Raw genomic sequence first — 14,194 nt, 5'->3', positions numbered from 1 at the left:
CGCCCGCGCGGCCCCCGCCTCAGCCCGCCCGCGCGACGCGCTGCCGCCGGACCGCCCGCACCACCCCCGGCCCGAGCAGCGCGGTGGCCCCGGCGCCCACCGCCCACCCCATCCAGCTGCCGCCCTCGCTCTCCGGGGTGCTCTCCGGCAGGTCGTCCACATCGCCCGAGCAGGCCGTGGGGGCGTAGGACTCGCCGACGTAGACACAGACCGTGGCGGCGGGGCGCCGGGTGCCGGGGGCGGCGGACGCGGCGGGGTCGGCGGGTTCGGCGCGGCCGCCGAGCACGGCCGTGGCGGTGAAGACCTGGATGTCGTGCGCGGGCAGATCGGCGCGCCAGATCACCTTCTGCTCGCCCACACCGTGCCCTTCGACGCGGCCGCCGGGTGCGGTCGCCGAGGTCGTGGTGGCCGGCATCCGCTGCTCGATCCGGGCGCCGTGCACTTCCGAGGCGCCCAGGTTGTGCACGGTGATGCGGTAGTCGAGCCGTTTGCCGGACTCGGTGTCGTCGGCGCCGTCGGTCACCGACACCGTGACCGAGACGGCGGGCGGGGCCTTCCGGGCGGACGCGGCGGCGGACGGTGCGTGGAGCGTGGCGGCGCACAGCAGCGCGCAGACAACGGCGGTTCTCATGCCGTCATCCGAGCATCGCGGCCGCCGCGACCGGCGGCAGGCGGCCCGCGCCCGGGCCGGGTTCACCCGAGTGACGGGGACGCGGGAGCGGCGCGCGGCTCCGGCCGCCGCGGCGCACCCACGGCCGGAGGCCGCTCAGTGCCGGTGCGGCCCCGGCCGGTGCACCGGACCGTGCGCGTCCTCGCAGTGGCCGGCCCGCTGCTCCGGGCCGGGACCGGGCCGTGGACTGAGCGTCAGCAGCTCATCGGGTGCGCCCTGTTCGCCGACATGATCGACCTGGAGGGTGGCGTGGGTGATGCCGTACTCCCCGCTCAGCAGCTCCTGAAGGCTGCGGCGGACCTTGTGGCAGTCGCCGCCCGGCGCCACCAGGATGTGCGCGGAGAGCGCCGGCTGCCCGGAGGTGATCAGCCAGATGTGCAGGTCATGTACCTCGACGACCTCGTCCGCGGCCGCCAGGTGATCGCCCAGCGCGTCCGGGTCGATGCCGGCCGGCGCGGCCTCCATGAAGATCCGGCCGGACTCCCGCACCAGCCCCGTACCGGCCCGCAGCATCAGCGCGACGACCACCAGCGAGGCGATCGCGTCCGCCCGCTCGAAGCCCGTGGTCAGCACGACCAGACCGGCGACGGCAGTGGCGACGAACCCGAACAGGTCGGTGAGGATGTGCTGATAGGCGCCCTCGACGTTCAGGCTGGAGCGGTTGGCTTTGGACAGCAGCCAGGTGCAGATCAGATTGACCACGATCCCGGCCAGCGCGGTGATCAGCACCAGCCCGCCGGTCACCTTCGGGGGTGAGATCAGCCGCTCGACCGCCTCGTACGCCAGCCAGACCGACAGCAGCAGCAAGGTGATGCCGTTGGCCTGCGCGGAGAGGATCTCGGCGCGCTTGAGCCCGTAGGTGAAGCCCCCGCGGGCCGGCCGCGCGGCCAGCCGCATCGCGATCAGCGCCAGCACGATCGAGACCGCGTCGGTGAGCATATGGGCGGCGTCCGAGATCAGCGCCAGGGACTGCGCCACCACACCGATGACGACCTCGACCGCCATGTACGCGGTGAGCAGGATCAGCGCGGCCCGCAGCCAGCGCCGGTCCGCGTCCGGTGAGACTCCGTGCGCATGGCTGTGGCTGTGCCCGTGGCTATGGGCGTGCTCGGTCATCGGCGCGCTCCTTCCTGGCTCCTCGCTGCGAAGCAAACCGCACTTCGGCGAAAGATCCAAAGGCTGCACCGGTGACCGTTGTCATTACCGTCGAACGGACGATCGTGCCTGGTCAGAGCGGTGCGGAGGAGGGCGGGAGCGGAAGCGGGAAACGGAGTTCGGCCATCCGCTCCGGTGGGCGCGGTGAGCCGCCGCGGACCCTCCTGCCGGGTAGCATCCGGCGCCATGAGCAACGCTACGGGGGAGACCCGGCGGCCCGCACCCGGCACGGGACAGCTGCTGGCGCCGCTCGGCCTGCTGGCCGCCGTCGCCATCCTGTCCACCCACCACGACGGCCTCACGTTCTGGCTGGGCGCCCTGCTCGGCACCGTCGCCGTCCTCGGCTACCTGGCCTGCTTCGACTCCCCGCGCGGCATCTGGCAGTGGCTGCCGGCGCTGGTGGGCTTCTGTGCGGCGTTCCTGTTCGCGGGCCAGTTCCTGATCGCCCTACTGGCGTGAGGGCGGGGGACCTCCCCGCGGGACGGTGCGAGACGACCGGTCAGTAAAGTTCGGCTCCCGTCCCCCGGACCGGTCCCCGTCCCCTCCCGACCTCGAGGTATCCGGCAGTGAGCCCCGCACCACCCGCCCCGGCCGCTCCTGAACCCCTGTCCGTCGTCGGCATCGGGGCCGACGGCTGGGACGGCCTGCCGCCCGCCTCCCGGCAGGCCCTGAGCGCCGCCGAGGTGCTGATCGGCGGCGCCCGCCAGCTCGCGCTGCTGCCCGCGCAGTGCACCGGCGAGCGCGTCCCGTGGCCGTCGCCCCTGCGCCCCGCCGTCCCCGGCCTGCTCGCCGCGCATGCCGGACGCCGGGTGTGCGTGCTGGCCAGCGGCGACCCGATGTTCTACGGCATCGGACGGACGCTGACCGAGGTGATCCAGGAGCAGGCGGCGACCGGCGCGGGAGCGGCGGCGGGCGGCCCCCCGGCCCCTGAGCTGCGCATCCTCCCGCACCCCTCCTCCGTCTCCCACGCCTGCGCCCGCCTGGGCTGGCCGCTGGAGGACACCGAGGTCGTCACGCTCGTCGGACGGCCCGCCGAGAACCTCCTTCGCGTCCTGTACGACGGCCGCCGGGTGCTGGTGCTGTCCGCCGGCGCCCGGACCCCCGCCGAGGTCGCGGCCCTGCTGCGCGCCCACGGCTTCGGCCCGACCCGGATACGCGTACTGGAGCAGCTCGGCGGCCCCGGGGAGAAGACGGCCGAGGGGACCGCCGAGGACTGGGACCTGCCGCCCGGCGATCCCCTCAACGTCCTCGCCCTCGACTGCCGCCGCGCGCCCGGCACCGTGCCGCTCTCCGCCGTCCCCGGCCTCCCCGACGCCGCCTACGAGCACGATGGCCAGCTCACCAAGCGCCATGTCCGCGCCGCCACCCTCGCCGCCCTGGCGCCCGCCCCCGGTGAACTCCTCTGGGATGTCGGCGGCGGCTCCGGTTCCATCGCCATCGAGTGGCTGCGGGCGCACCGCGGCTGCCGCGCCGTCAGCGTCGAGCGCGACCCCGTACGGGCCGAGCGGATCGGCCGGAACGCGCGCACGCTCGGTGTCCCCGGACTGCGGGTCGTCACCGGCCCCGCGCCCGCCGCGCTGGACGGTCTGCCGACGCCGGACGCGGTCTTCATCGGCGGCGGACTGACCGCCCCCGGCCTGCTGGCCGCGTGCTGGGCGGCGCTGCCCGCGGGCGGCCGGCTGGTGGCGAACACCGTGACGCTGGAGTCCGAGGCGCTGCTCGCCGACTGGTACCGGCAGCACGGCGGCGAGCTGGTCCGGCTCGCGGTCGCGCACGCCGTGCCCGTCGGCGGGTTCACCGGCTGGCGGCAGGCGATGCCGGTCACCCAGTGGTCGGCCCTGAAGCCGCAGGCCACCTCCCCGTCCCCGTCCTCCCTTCCCCAGGAGACCGAGCAACCATGACCGTCCACTTCATCGGCGCGGGTCCCGGCGCCGCCGACCTGATCACCGTGCGCGGCGCCCGTACGCTCGCGTCCTCGGGGGTCTGTCTGTACGCCGGCAGCCTGGTGCCGCGGGAGCTGCTCGCCGAATGCCCGCCCGGTGCCCGGCTCATCGATACCGCGCAGCTGGACCTCGACACGATCACCGCCGAGATGGTGCGCGCCCATGAGGAGGGCCACGACGTGGCCCGGCTGCACTCCGGTGACCCGTCCGTCTTCAGCGCGGTCGCCGAGCAGATGCGCCGGCTGGACGCGGCCGGTGTGCCGTACGACGTGGTGCCTGGCGTCCCCGCGTTCGCCGCGGCGGCGGCCGCCCTCAAGCGTGAACTGACCGTCCCCACCGTCGGCCAGACCGTCATCCTCACCCGCGTCGCCCAGCGCGCCACCCCCATGCCGGAGGGCGAGGACCTCGCCACCCTCGGGCGCAGCGGTGCGCTGCTGGTGCTCCACCTGGCCGCCATGTACGTCGACCGGGTCGTCGCCGAACTTCTGCCGCACTACGGCGCCGACTGCCCCGCCGCGGTCGTCGCGATGGCCTCCCGCCCCGACGAACTCGTCCTGCGCGGCACCCTCGCCGATATCGCGGATCAGGTGAAGGCCGCGGGTGTGGTCCGTACGGCCGTCATCATGGTCGGCCGCACCCTGGGCGCCGAGCAGTTCCGCGACAGCCATCTCTACTCGGCGGACCGCGAGCGGCCGCATCTGCCGTGTGACGGGCCGTCGGACACCGAGCCCGTCACGCCGTCGGACACGCCGGTCACGCCGCCGGTCACGGAGACCCCGTAGCGGACGCGTACGAGGCGTACGCCCGCGCCCGCGGACATACGTGAACCCCGGAACTGGAGGTTCCGGGGTTCACGTATGTCAGGGTGGCCCCGCCGGGCCGGAAAGCGGTGCTGCTCAGAGGCTGTTGGCCTGCACACCGGCCATGGCGCCGAGGTGCGCGCCGGGCAGGTCAGCGGCGATGGACCCGCCGGCGCTGACGGCGGCGTTGCCGATGCTCACGGCGGCACCGTGGCCGGCAACCTCGGCGCCGGCGCCGGCGAGGCCACCGGCAATGTTGTCGAGCTCGGTGTCGGCGATCTCGCAGGTGTCGATCTCAGAGGTGAAGCCGTGACGCATGGCGTGCCCTTCCCTTAAAAGCTATGGATTCCGAACGCACGCGGCCGAATTGCCGATAAGGCGAACAGGGTCGTAAACGGCCCCTGGGCGCCGGAAATGTGACGCCTTGATGACGGCCCGTGTGCAGGTGAAATGCAATCACGCCGCAGTGTGGCGCGGCAACTGGCGATTCATTTATCCACCGGTATGCAATTGTCGGCAGCTATCGCCCTGACCTGCATCTTTGCCCACTTCTTGGTGGTGAATCAACCGTGTGGAGGCTATCGGGAAACTGTCTCGGGAAAGTCCTGCATGAGCGCCCGCCGGGTATATCTGCGGGTACCGTCCGGCGAATCCTCGGTGAGTGTGATGAGGCGAGATGTCGGCATTCCCGGATTTCCGCGGCGGCGTGCCGCTTCGGGTGATTGCCGAGCCCCGCCCGAGGCGTCCCCGCCCGAGGCATCCCCGTCCGAGGAGCCGCCCGTGCGGCGCTGCCACCGACCGCGCGCCACGCCCCCGCCGGGCCCGTCCGGATGGCTCTGCGACCGCATCAGGGTGAATACCCGTTAGCCCCCCACCAGGGGCCGGTAAGGAAGCCTGGACACCCAAGGGGGGCCGAAGCAAAGGAGTACGCCACGATGCGTACCAGACTGGCCGCCGGCGTCGTCGGCGCCGCAGCCCTGCTGACGCTCCTCGGCGGCAACGTCGCCGCGGCCGACGGCAAGGGCCATGTCGCACAGCCGACGGACACCCCGGGGCAGGCGCACGACAGCTCGCCGTGGATGCACGACACCCCGCTCCGGACGAACGACCGGCCGGGCCGCCTGCACGACCGTCGCGAAGGGCGCTACGACCGCCGGGAGGGCCGCTACGAGCGCCCCGGACGGTTCCGCGACAACCCGCTGCGGCTGACCACCTGCGCCCTCGGCACGGCGCTGGGATCGCTCACCGGCAGCTCGGAGGACTGCCTGGCCGGCCGGTTCGGCCGCGGCGACCGGGACTGACGGCTCACGCCGACAGGGGGGAAGCCCGTCACCGCTGCGGGCTTCCCTGCCGGCCCTCCCCCGGACCCCGCGGTTCCGCCCGCCCCACCACCATCCCGGCCCGGTCGATGCAGATGACATCGACCGCGACCGGCGCGCCTCGCAGCACGGCCAGCGACTCGTCCCGCGCCGTCGCCGCCACCAGATCCCCCAGGGGAACCCCCGCCGCCGTGCACAACTGGAGTGCCGCCAGGCCCGTGTTGGCCTCCGCGACCGCCCCCGCCAGCGCCTCGTCCGCGCCGCCCCGCCGCGCGAGCTCCGCCAGGAAACCCTTGTCCACCTGGGACCGCGCCGAGTGCAGATCCAGATGCCCGGCCGCCAGCTTGGACAGCTTGGCGAACCCGCCGCAGATGGTGAGCCGCTCCACGGGATGACGCCGGATGTACTTCAGCACCGCCCCCGCGAAGTCGCCCATGTCCAGCAGCGCGTCCTCCGGCAGATGGTGCAGCGCGACGGCCACCTTCTCCGACGTCGACCCCGTACACCCGGCCACATGCCGCCGGCCCGCCGCGCGCGCCACGTCCACCCCCCGCCGGATGGAGTCGATCCACGCCGAGCAGGAGTACGGGACCACGATCCCGGTGGTCCCCAGGATCGACAGCCCGCCCAGGATGCCCAGCCGCGGATTCCAGGTGCTCCGGGCGATCTCCTCCCCGTGATCGACCGAGATCTCCACCTCGACATCGGCGGTCGCCCCCGTGCCGCCGTGGCGCGCGGCGACCTCCGCGAGATGCTCCCGCATCAGCTGCCGCGGCACGGGATTGATCGCCGGTTCCCCCACGTCCAGCGGCAGCCCGGGCCGCGTCACCGTCCCGACCCCGGGCCCGGCCTTGAAGACGACTCCCGAGCCCGCGGGCAGTGCCCGCACGGTGGCCCGGACGAGCGCCCCGTGGGTGACGTCCGGATCGTCGCCCGCGTCCTTGACGACCCCCGCCATGGCCGTGGTCCGCCCCGGCGCCAGCTCCTCCACCGCCAGGGCGAAGGACGGCGTCTGCCCCTTCGGCAGCGTGATCGTCACCGGATCGGGGAACTCGCCGGTCAGCAGCGCCGTGTACGCGGCCGTGCTCGCCGCCGTCGCACAGGCACCGGTCGTCCAGCCGGGCCGCAGCCCGGTGTGCGCGAGCTGCGCACTACGCCCGCCCGCGGCCTTGCCCGGACCCTGCGGCCCCGTACCCTGCGGTTGCGCCTCAGCCACGGAGGAACCCACATCCCATGCCCGACGCAGCTCGCCCGCCACGCCACGTACTGATCCTCGGCGGTACCACGGAGGCCCGCCGCCTGGCCGCCACCCTGGCGCCGGAGCCCGCCCTGCGCGTGACGACCTCGCTCGCCGGCCGGGTCGCCGCACCACGGCTGCCCGACGGGGAGGTGCGCATCGGCGGGTTCGGCGGCCCCGAGGGCCTCACCCGCTGGCTGCGCGAGCACGCGGTGGACGCGCTCATCGACGCCACCCATCCTTTCGCCGGCACGATCAGTTTCAGCGCGGCCCGGGCCGCCGCCACTGCCCATGTTCCCCTGCTGGCCCTCCGCCGGCCCGGCTGGGTGCCGGTACCCGGCGACGACTGGCACCAGGTCACCTCCCTGGACGAGGCCGCCGCCGCGCTCCCGGGCCTCGGCAGCCGCATCTTCCTCACCACCGGCCGCATGGGCCTCGCCCACTTCGCCCACCTCACCGACCCCTGGTTCCTGGTCCGCTCCGTCGACGCCCCCGAACCCCCGCACCCGCCCCGTATGGAGGTGCTGCTCGACCGTGGCCCCTTCACGGTGGAAGGCGAGCGCGCACTCCTCCGGGCCCACCGCATCGACGTCCTCGTGACGAAGGACAGCGGCGCCGCCGCCACCGCCGCCAAGCTGACGGCGGCCCGGGAGGCCGGGATCCCGGTGGTGGTCGTAGGGCGCCCACCGGTGCCCGACGGGGTGCCGATGGCAGCGAATCCGGACGAGGCCGTGAAGTGGATCCACGCCGTTACCGCTCCGCTTTCAGCGCGGCCGGTTCACACTGAGCCGATTGGCTTCCCGCACCCTCTCGACTAATTCTTCCCGCCGCTTTACGGATTCCTCTTGCCCGTCCTCGGTGCCGGGGTCGTGGGCGGCCGAGGGGTCGCCCGTGTCCTCGCTCATGGGGCGCACTTCCCCACCGCCTGCGCGAGCCGTCGCGCGAGCTGCGGCGGACACCGCCCGAGGTCCACCAGCGGCCGCGGGAAGTCCCCCACCAGCGACACCCCGTCCAGGGCCAGGGACGGCAAGGTGCTGCCGGCCCCCTTCAGCGCCGCCCGCAGCCCGTCCCGCGCCTGCTCGGCATCCCTGATCCTCCCGGCCGCCGCAGACCGCTCCGCCATTCCCATTCTCTTCTCCGTTCGAGTCCTGACTGGTCTGTCAAGGCCCTTTCCCAGTCCTGGAGTTGTCACTCCGGGCCGCTCTCAAAAGGGAGTTGGCGTTGTCGTCGACACGGGCCACAGGGGGGCGGCGAATGGTCGAAAACAATTCCGGCGAGGAAGAGGGCTCGGCCCGCTGGGTCCTCGCCTGTGAACTCCGCCGGCTACGGGAGGCCGCCGGCAGATCACTGGCCCAATGGGCCAAGGACACCCACTACGACCGCACCTACGTCCACCGCCCGGAAACCGGCGAACGCTTCTCGAAACGGTCATGGAGGCGCTGGACACTTCATAGGTGGCGTGAAGGACGGGCGGCTCGGCTGAGCCGGCCGCTAGGGTACGGGTACGTACCCGTACCCTAGCGCTGGGACAAAGGAGCATGAGGATGTCCGATGCCAATGTCCGCATCCCCGAGGAGGCCAAGGACCGGCTCGCCGCGATCGCGGCCGCCGAGGGCCTCTCGCTGCGTGCCTATCTGGCGCGCCTGGCCGAGACCCTGCTGACCCCGGCTGAGCGCGCAGAGCGCGCGGCGAAGGCGCTGGCGGCGCTGAAGAGTTGGAACGGATATGCCCCCACTGCGGCCCAGCAGCAGGACCTGGACAGCGAACTCGACCGGCGCCTGGCCCAGGTGACCGGCCGATGAGCGACGCCCTGCACATCGTCCTGGACGACACCGCGATGATCGCCGCCGGTCAGGGCAACGTCCTTGCCTCCCGCCTCATTCACCGTGCCCATGCCGAACCCGGCTGGTGCCTCTACGCACCGACGTGCGCACTCGTCGAAGCCGACCGCGCACGACCTGGCACGGCCGAGCACCTCGCTGCCCTACCCGGCGTCACCGTCTTGGACCTGGATCTGCCCGCAGCTTTGGCCTTAGCGGGTCAGGAGACCTGGGCCGCAGCCCACAGCCACCACGCAGCCCAGCCCACGCCCGACCGTCCCGACGGAGCGATCGTCGCCACTACCTCCCCGAAGCGATGGCACGGAGAGACGGTCCGCGTCCTGGATCTCAACGCCTGACCGCACCCTCCGGCGCATCCATCCGGGATCATCCGGAGCTGCGCTGCCCACGGGTTGCTGCCACGATCACGAACGTGACGCTGATCAGGAGCGCCCAGGAGCCGAACTTTTCCAGGGCGACCGGTTGCCACCCGTGGAGTTGGTGCGGGTAGCGCCAGGCGCCGAGGTAGGTGGCGATGTTCTCGGCCAGCCACAGGAAGAAGAGCAGTAGTTGCTGTACGCGGGCCATATTCGCGTGCATGCCGCGAGAGACGCGCCCCTGGCGGGAGGGGTTGCCAGGGGTGGATCCGGCGTCGGGCCCGCGCCCCGTACGGGCTCCCGTGCGGCCCCCGGTACGGGCCCACGGCCCCGGCCGGACCCATGCCCCGGCCGGGGCATGGGCACCTGTCACGGCGTGGGCCGGAGCCCCTTACCTGGCGGGTCGGCTCACCCCTCCGGGTACCGCCGCGGCGTCCACACGACCTCGGTGCCGTTGTCGCGCCGTACCGCCTGGGTCTGGGACGAGCCGATGATCAGCAGGGTGCGCATGTCGACCTGGGTGGGGTCCAGGTCGGCGAGGCGGACGGTGCGGACCGACTCCTCGGTGCCGCCGATGTCGCGGGCGAGGATGACGGGGGTGTCCGGGGCGCGGTGTTCCAGGAGGAGTTCGCGGGTCTTGCCGACCTGCCAGGTGCGGCTGCGGGAGCCGGGGTTGTAGAGGGCGAGGACCAGGTCGGCGCCGGCCGCGGCATGCAGGCGTTCGGCGATGACCTCCCAGGGCTTGAGGCGGTCGGAGAGGGAGATGACCGCGTAGTCGTGGCCGAGTGGGGCGCCGACGCGGGCGGCGGCCGCGTTGGCGGCGGTGACGCCCGGGAGAACCCGTACGGGGATGGCGCGGTACGGGTCCTGGCAGGCGACCTCCAGGACGGCGGTGGCCATCGCGAAGACGCCCGGGTCGCCGCCGGAGACCACGGCCACCCGGCGGCCGCGCCGGGCCAGGTCGAGGGCGAGTTCGGCGCGTTCGGACTCGACCTTGTTGTCGGAGGCGTGGCGGCGCTGGCCGGGGCGCAGCGGGACGCGGTCCAGGTAGGTGGTGTAGCCGACGAGGTCCTCGGCGGCGGCCAGGGCGCCGCGTGACTCGGGCGTCAGCCAGAGCGGACCGGCCGGACCGGTACCGACGACCACGACCTCGCCGGGGTGGGGGGAGGAGTCCACTTCGGCGGGGCCGGATGGTTCGCCGGCCGTGGCGGTGGCCGTGGCGGCGGTCGTAGCCGAGGCTGTGGCCGTGGCCGGAGTCGTAGCCGAGGTCTCCGCCTCCGCCGTGGCCTCAGCCTCCGCCGTGGCCGTGCCCGCCGGTGGCAGGTCCGCGATGCGGCTCGGTACGACGCTGACGGAGAAGTACGGGACCGTCTCCGCGTCGATGTCCGCCAGCCGCTCCGTGCGTTCGCCGGACATCGTCGCGCGCTCGACGTAGTGGGCCTCCGGGAGCCGGCCGGCGCGTTCCATGGCGCGGCGGACGGTGGGGAAGGTGCGGCCCAGCTTCATGACGACGGCCGTGTCGGTCGAGGTCAGGCGGGCGGTCAGTTCCTCCTCCGGGAGCGTGCCGGGGAGGATCGTCAGGACCTCGTCGGCCTCGGCGAGCGGCTTGCCGAGGCGGGCCGCGGCGGCGCTGATGGAGGTGACGCCGGGGATGACCTCGGTCGGATAGCGGTGGGCCAGCCGCTTGTGCATGTGCTGATAGGAGCCGTAGAAGAGCGGGTCACCCTCGGAGATGACGGCGACCGTGCGGCCCGCGTCGAGGTGCACGGCGAGGCGGGCGGCCGCGGACTCGTAGAACTCGTCCAGCGCGCCCCGGTAGCCGCCGGGGTGATCCGTCGACTCCGTGGTGACCGGGTAGATCAGCGCTTCCTCGATGTGGCCGTCCCGGAGGTGCTTGGCGGCGATGGAGCGCGCGATGGAGCGTCCGTGCCGGGCGCTGTGGTAGGCGATGACGTCGGCCTCGGCGATGACCTCGACCGCCCGGACCGTCATGAGGGACGGGTCGCCGGGGCCGAGGCCCACACCGTAGAGGCGACCGGTCAGCTGCTGCTCGCTCACGCTCACTCTTCCTCGCTTGCCAGGGCGTTGATCGCGGCGGCGGCCATGGCGCTGCCGCCCCGGCGACCGCGCACGACGATGTGGTCCAGCTCCGACGGGTGGGCGATCAGCGCGTCCTTGGACTCCGCGGCGCCGATGAAGCCGACGGGTATGCCGATGACGGCGGCGGGGCGGGGCGCGCCCTCCTCGATCATTTCGAGGAACCGGAAGAGGGCGGTGGGGGCGTTGCCGAACGCGACGACCGCGCCTTCCATCCGGTCCCGCCACAGCTCCAGGGCGGCGGCGCTGCGGGTCGTCCCCATCCGGGCGGCGAGGTCCGGCACCGACGGGTCGGCGAGGGTGCACAGCACCTCGTTGTCGGCCGGCAGCCGCTTACGGGTGACGCCGCTGGCCACCATGTTGGCGTCGCAGAGGATCGGCGCACCGGCGCGCAGCGCCTCGCGGGCGCGGGCCACCACCTCGGGGGTGAAGGCCAGATCGCGTACCAGGTCGACCATGCCGCAGGCGTGGATCATCCGGACCGCGACCCGGCTGACGTCGGCGGGCAGGCTGCCGAGGTCCGCCTCGGCGCGGATGGTGGCGAAGGACTGGCGATAGATCGCCGCACCGTCCTTCTCGTAGTCGAACGCGGTCACTGTGGCCTCGGGGTTGTCGGGTACGGGACAGTTCTGGAGGTGGGGCATGGCGCTGTGGGTCGTGGGTGGTTCATGGGGGGCATGGCGGTGGGGCCTGGCGCTGTGCGGCGGGCAGTTCTGGCGGTGGGGCCGGGGAATGCGAGGCCGGGTGGCTCATGAGGTGGGGCCGGGGGCCGTGGGGGGTGCCGCCGGGGCGGGTGGGTTCTTCGGCCGGACGACCGACACCCGGTAGCCGTCCGCCGTCGCCAGCACATCGACCCAGGCACCGTGCGGGTGCCCACAGCGACGCTCACATCCGGACCAGTAGACGGGGAGGTGGTGACGGGGGGTCGGGTTGTCCGGTCCCGGTCCCGGTCCCGACGCCGGTCGTGGTCCTGGTCCTGGTCCTGGTCCTGGTTCAGGTTCCGGTCCCGGATTCGGCCCCGGTTTCGGTCCCGGCCTCGGTTCGCCGGGGAGGCGGACGGGATCGGTGCCGGCGCCGAATCCGGGGCCGGTGTCGGTGTCGGTGCCGGATACGGACATGGATACGGGGACGGAGGTGCCCGCCGTGACCGCGGCCGTCGCGTCGGCCCGTACGTCGGTACGGGACTTGGCGCAGCCGGGACGGCCGGTGCAGGCCCCGATGCGGTGCCAGGGGGAGTCCGGGTCGGTGATCAGCCCGGCGCCGGCCAGTTCACGCAGACGGGCGGCCGCCACCTCGGCGGACAACCCCGGGACAACGATGCCGCGCCAGGGAGTGAGCCGGAGAACGCCGTCCCCGTCCGCCTCGGCAACGGCGGCCAGCAGCCGCCACTGAGCGACGGACAGCCGCCCCAGCGGCGCGAGGACAGAGAGCGCCCGGACGCCGTCGCGCCCCTCGATGATGCCGGGGGCGGAGGAGTCGGCGTACGGGACGGGGGTGGGGTACGGCGTGGTGGTCGCGTACGGCGCGGAGGCGGCGGCCAACGCGGAGGTGGCCAACGCGGAGGCGGAGTACGGCGGGGAGCCAGGTGCGACCGGTTCGTCAGACGCGCGCGCCTCGGCCCCAGCCACCTGCGCAGCATCAGCCACGTCCGCCGCCACGACCACATCCGTCGCCCCGGCCACAAACTCAAACCCAACCCCCGCCCCCCGCAGCCGCTCCGCGACGCCCCGGGCCGTCAGGGCATGGCCGGCCGGGAGTTCACGGACCCGCCAGGCGCCGGTGCCGCTCGCCTCAGCGGTAGAAAGGAATGCCTCGGCGGCGGTGAGGGCGGCGCGTGGGGCGTCCGGGCCGGCGATGCGCAGGGCCGCCGGGTCGTCGCCGACCCGCAGCAGGGCACTGCCTCCGGGGCGGGCCGGGTGTCCGGGCCCGGACCGGTCACCGTGGTCAGCCGGTGCCCCGGTCCCGGTCGGTTCTGCGACCAAGCTCACATCGCCGCCGAGCGCCGCCACATCGCCGCGGCCGTCGTCCAGGACGAAGAGGAAACGGCCGGACAGCGCGGTCGCGGACTCGCTCGTGCAGAGCAGTCTGTCCAGCTCACGGGCCCACAACCGCACGTCAGGAGGGGTGTGCCGGTCCAGTCCGGCCAGAGGGGAGGCGAGGATGTTGCGGAGGCGTTCGTGGCGTTCGGAGGGCAGCAGGCCGGCGTCGCGCAGCAGGGCGGCGAGCCGGCTGCCGCAGTCGTCCGGGAGGCCGCGGAGTTCCGCGTTGCCGCGGGAGGTGAGGGAGAGATGGCCGTCCCCGAGCCGGTCCGCGGCGCCGGCCAGCGCCTCGGCCTGACGTGCCGTCAAGTCTCCGGCGGGCAGTCGCACTCGGGCGAGATGTCCGTCGGCGGCGGAGTGCAGCCGCAGCGCTCCCGGGCAGGCGTCACCGCGGTCCCGTATGGGCGGTTCGGACCCGTGGGGCCGTGTCGAGGGGGAGGGCGGCATGGCCGCGAGCATACCCACGGAGGCGGGTGGCCCATCCGGGCCGGATCCGGCCAAGCTCACGGCCCGGATCCGCATACGGAGGCCCGCGCGCCCGTCCCGATACGGGAGGTCCGGAGGCCCGCTTACCTAGCTCGGCCGCAGCCCTTACTATGCAGGTCGGTGGGTCGGACGGCCCGCCGACGCCAGCGACGGCGCAGGGCCTTACGGCCCCAGGGAGGAAGCCCGGTGTGAATCCGGCGCGGTCCCGCCACTGTGAACCCGGCAGCTGCCGGGCGAGCCAGGAACTCCCG

Annotated in this window: 16 protein-coding genes, 1 pseudogene and 1 riboswitch; of the genes and pseudogenes, 8 read left to right on the top strand and 9 right to left on the bottom strand. The window is 73.6% G+C overall.

Features of this window, described 5'->3' with window-relative positions:
* Positions 1–19 precede the first annotated feature (19 nt).
* Both CP981_RS19155 and CP981_RS19150 read right to left on the bottom strand, forming a co-directional pair.
* Positions 20–631, bottom strand: a complete 612-nt coding sequence (locus CP981_RS19155; protein WP_085923769.1) for a hypothetical protein — start codon at positions 629–631, stop codon at positions 20–22.
* A 135-nt stretch (positions 632–766) separates the two neighbouring features.
* Positions 767–1,786 (bottom strand): cation diffusion facilitator family transporter, encoded by a 1,020-nt coding sequence (locus CP981_RS19150; RefSeq protein ID WP_085923770.1) that lies wholly within the window; start codon positions 1,784–1,786, stop codon positions 767–769.
* A 225-nt stretch (positions 1,787–2,011) separates the two neighbouring features.
* Between CP981_RS19150 and CP981_RS19145 the strand changes: the two genes are divergently transcribed.
* The 3 genes from CP981_RS19145 (at position 2,012) to cobM (ending at position 4,550) form a co-directional block, all read left to right on the top strand.
* Positions 2,012–2,284, top strand: a complete 273-nt coding sequence (locus CP981_RS19145) for a hypothetical protein (protein WP_042151247.1) — start codon at positions 2,012–2,014, stop codon at positions 2,282–2,284.
* A gap of 107 nt (positions 2,285–2,391) precedes the next feature.
* A complete protein-coding gene (gene cbiE / locus CP981_RS19140; protein WP_085923771.1) occupies positions 2,392–3,726 on the top strand; it encodes a precorrin-6y C5,15-methyltransferase (decarboxylating) subunit CbiE in 1,335 nt (444 codons plus the stop codon).
* Positions 3,723–4,550 (top strand): precorrin-4 C(11)-methyltransferase, encoded by an 828-nt coding sequence (gene cobM, locus CP981_RS19135; RefSeq protein WP_085923772.1) that lies wholly within the window; start codon positions 3,723–3,725, stop codon positions 4,548–4,550. Before cbiE ends, cobM begins: the two co-directional genes overlap by 4 nt.
* A gap of 114 nt (positions 4,551–4,664) precedes the next feature.
* Here the strand turns inward: cobM and CP981_RS19130 are convergent, their stop codons facing one another.
* The gene (locus CP981_RS19130) at positions 4,665–4,886 is read right to left on the bottom strand and encodes a hypothetical protein (protein WP_085923773.1); all 222 of its coding nucleotides are present in this window, start codon (positions 4,884–4,886) and stop codon (positions 4,665–4,667) included.
* Between the two features lie 617 nt (positions 4,887–5,503).
* Between CP981_RS19130 and CP981_RS19125 the strand changes: the two genes are divergently transcribed.
* Positions 5,504–5,869 (top strand): hypothetical protein, encoded by a 366-nt coding sequence (locus CP981_RS19125; RefSeq protein ID WP_085923774.1) that lies wholly within the window; start codon positions 5,504–5,506, stop codon positions 5,867–5,869.
* A 28-nt stretch (positions 5,870–5,897) separates the two neighbouring features.
* Here the strand turns inward: CP981_RS19125 and CP981_RS19120 are convergent, their stop codons facing one another.
* Positions 5,898–7,103, bottom strand: coding sequence for a cobalt-precorrin-5B (C(1))-methyltransferase (locus CP981_RS19120; RefSeq protein ID WP_085923775.1), 1,206 nt, complete (start codon positions 7,101–7,103; stop codon positions 5,898–5,900).
* A gap of 17 nt (positions 7,104–7,120) precedes the next feature.
* Here CP981_RS19120 and CP981_RS19115 point away from each other — a divergent pair, with 17 nt between their 5' ends.
* Complete coding sequence (locus CP981_RS19115) at positions 7,121–7,942, top strand: cobalt-precorrin-6A reductase (protein ID WP_085923776.1); 822 nt, start codon at positions 7,121–7,123, stop codon at positions 7,940–7,942.
* Between the two features lie 83 nt (positions 7,943–8,025).
* Here the strand turns inward: CP981_RS19115 and CP981_RS19110 are convergent, their stop codons facing one another.
* Positions 8,026–8,247, bottom strand: coding sequence for a hypothetical protein (locus CP981_RS19110; RefSeq protein ID WP_425282138.1), 222 nt, complete (start codon positions 8,245–8,247; stop codon positions 8,026–8,028).
* Positions 8,248–8,378: 131 nt separating this feature from the next.
* Between CP981_RS19110 and CP981_RS39395 the strand changes: the two genes are divergently transcribed.
* The 3 genes from CP981_RS39395 to CP981_RS19095 are packed head-to-tail and all read left to right on the top strand — an operon-like array spanning position 8,379 to position 9,303.
* Positions 8,379–8,645 (top strand): helix-turn-helix domain-containing protein, encoded by a 267-nt coding sequence (locus tag CP981_RS39395; RefSeq protein ID WP_341873682.1) that lies wholly within the window; start codon positions 8,379–8,381, stop codon positions 8,643–8,645.
* 23 nt (positions 8,646–8,668) lie between these two features.
* Entirely contained in the window at positions 8,669–8,926 is a 258-nt protein-coding gene (locus CP981_RS19100; protein WP_085923778.1) for a hypothetical protein, read from the top strand.
* Positions 8,923–9,303 carry a hypothetical protein gene (locus CP981_RS19095; RefSeq protein WP_208852953.1) on the top strand — a complete coding sequence of 127 codons (381 nt, stop codon included), beginning with the start codon at positions 8,923–8,925 and terminating at the stop codon, positions 9,301–9,303. Before CP981_RS19100 ends, CP981_RS19095 begins: the two co-directional genes overlap by 4 nt.
* Positions 9,304–9,331: 28 nt before the next feature.
* On the opposite strand, the pseudogene CP981_RS19090 reads toward CP981_RS19095, so the two are convergent.
* From CP981_RS19090 to CP981_RS19075, 4 genes and pseudogenes are all read right to left on the bottom strand, one after another.
* Positions 9,332–9,514 (bottom strand): annotated as a pseudogene (locus tag CP981_RS19090) (DUF817 family protein); the annotation flags it as partial.
* A 215-nt stretch (positions 9,515–9,729) separates the two neighbouring features.
* A complete protein-coding gene (locus tag CP981_RS19085) occupies positions 9,730–11,385 on the bottom strand; it encodes a precorrin-2 C(20)-methyltransferase (RefSeq protein ID WP_085923779.1) in 1,656 nt (551 codons plus the stop codon).
* Positions 11,382–12,062, bottom strand: a complete 681-nt coding sequence (locus CP981_RS19080) for a precorrin-8X methylmutase (protein WP_208852952.1) — start codon at positions 12,060–12,062, stop codon at positions 11,382–11,384. The genes CP981_RS19085 and CP981_RS19080 overlap by 4 nt, the downstream gene beginning before the upstream one ends.
* 105 nt (positions 12,063–12,167) lie before the next feature.
* Entirely contained in the window at positions 12,168–13,904 is a 1,737-nt protein-coding gene (locus CP981_RS19075) for a cobalamin biosynthesis protein CobG (RefSeq protein WP_244329704.1), read from the bottom strand.
* A 214-nt stretch (positions 13,905–14,118) separates the two neighbouring features.
* Positions 14,119–14,191, top strand: a riboswitch (cobalamin riboswitch).
* The last annotated feature ends 3 nt before the right edge of the window (positions 14,192–14,194 follow it).

It is taken from the genome of Streptomyces platensis, assembly GCF_008704855.1.
Taxonomy (GTDB): domain Bacteria; phylum Actinomycetota; class Actinomycetes; order Streptomycetales; family Streptomycetaceae; genus Streptomyces; species Streptomyces platensis.
Note: the sequence above shows the minus strand (reverse complement) of the source record. Positions and strands in the feature narration are given on the sequence as shown.

Coding starts and splice junctions, on each gene's coding strand:
- CP981_RS19150 (WP_085923770.1), bottom strand. CDS start 1,786: ATGACCGAGCACGCCCATAGCCACGGGCACAGCCACAGCCATGCGCAC.
- CP981_RS19080 (WP_208852952.1), bottom strand. CDS start 12,062: ATGCCCCACCTCCAGAACTGTCCCGTACCCGACAACCCCGAGGCCACA.
- CP981_RS19130 (WP_085923773.1), bottom strand. CDS start 4,886: ATGCGTCACGGCTTCACCTCTGAGATCGACACCTGCGAGATCGCCGAC.
- CP981_RS19110 (WP_425282138.1), bottom strand. CDS start 8,247: ATGGCGGAGCGGTCTGCGGCGGCCGGGAGGATCAGGGATGCCGAGCAG.
- CP981_RS19125 (WP_085923774.1), top strand. CDS start 5,504: ATGCGTACCAGACTGGCCGCCGGCGTCGTCGGCGCCGCAGCCCTGCTG.
- CP981_RS19095 (WP_208852953.1), top strand. CDS start 8,923: ATGAGCGACGCCCTGCACATCGTCCTGGACGACACCGCGATGATCGCC.
- CP981_RS19155 (WP_085923769.1), bottom strand. CDS start 631: ATGAGAACCGCCGTTGTCTGCGCGCTGCTGTGCGCCGCCACGCTCCAC.
- CP981_RS19145 (WP_042151247.1), top strand. CDS start 2,012: ATGAGCAACGCTACGGGGGAGACCCGGCGGCCCGCACCCGGCACGGGA.
- cobM (WP_085923772.1), top strand. CDS start 3,723: ATGACCGTCCACTTCATCGGCGCGGGTCCCGGCGCCGCCGACCTGATC.
- CP981_RS19115 (WP_085923776.1), top strand. CDS start 7,121: ATGCCCGACGCAGCTCGCCCGCCACGCCACGTACTGATCCTCGGCGGT.
- CP981_RS39395 (WP_341873682.1), top strand. CDS start 8,379: ATGGTCGAAAACAATTCCGGCGAGGAAGAGGGCTCGGCCCGCTGGGTC.
- CP981_RS19100 (WP_085923778.1), top strand. CDS start 8,669: ATGTCCGATGCCAATGTCCGCATCCCCGAGGAGGCCAAGGACCGGCTC.
- CP981_RS19075 (WP_244329704.1), bottom strand. CDS start 13,904: ATGCCGCCCTCCCCCTCGACACGGCCCCACGGGTCCGAACCGCCCATA.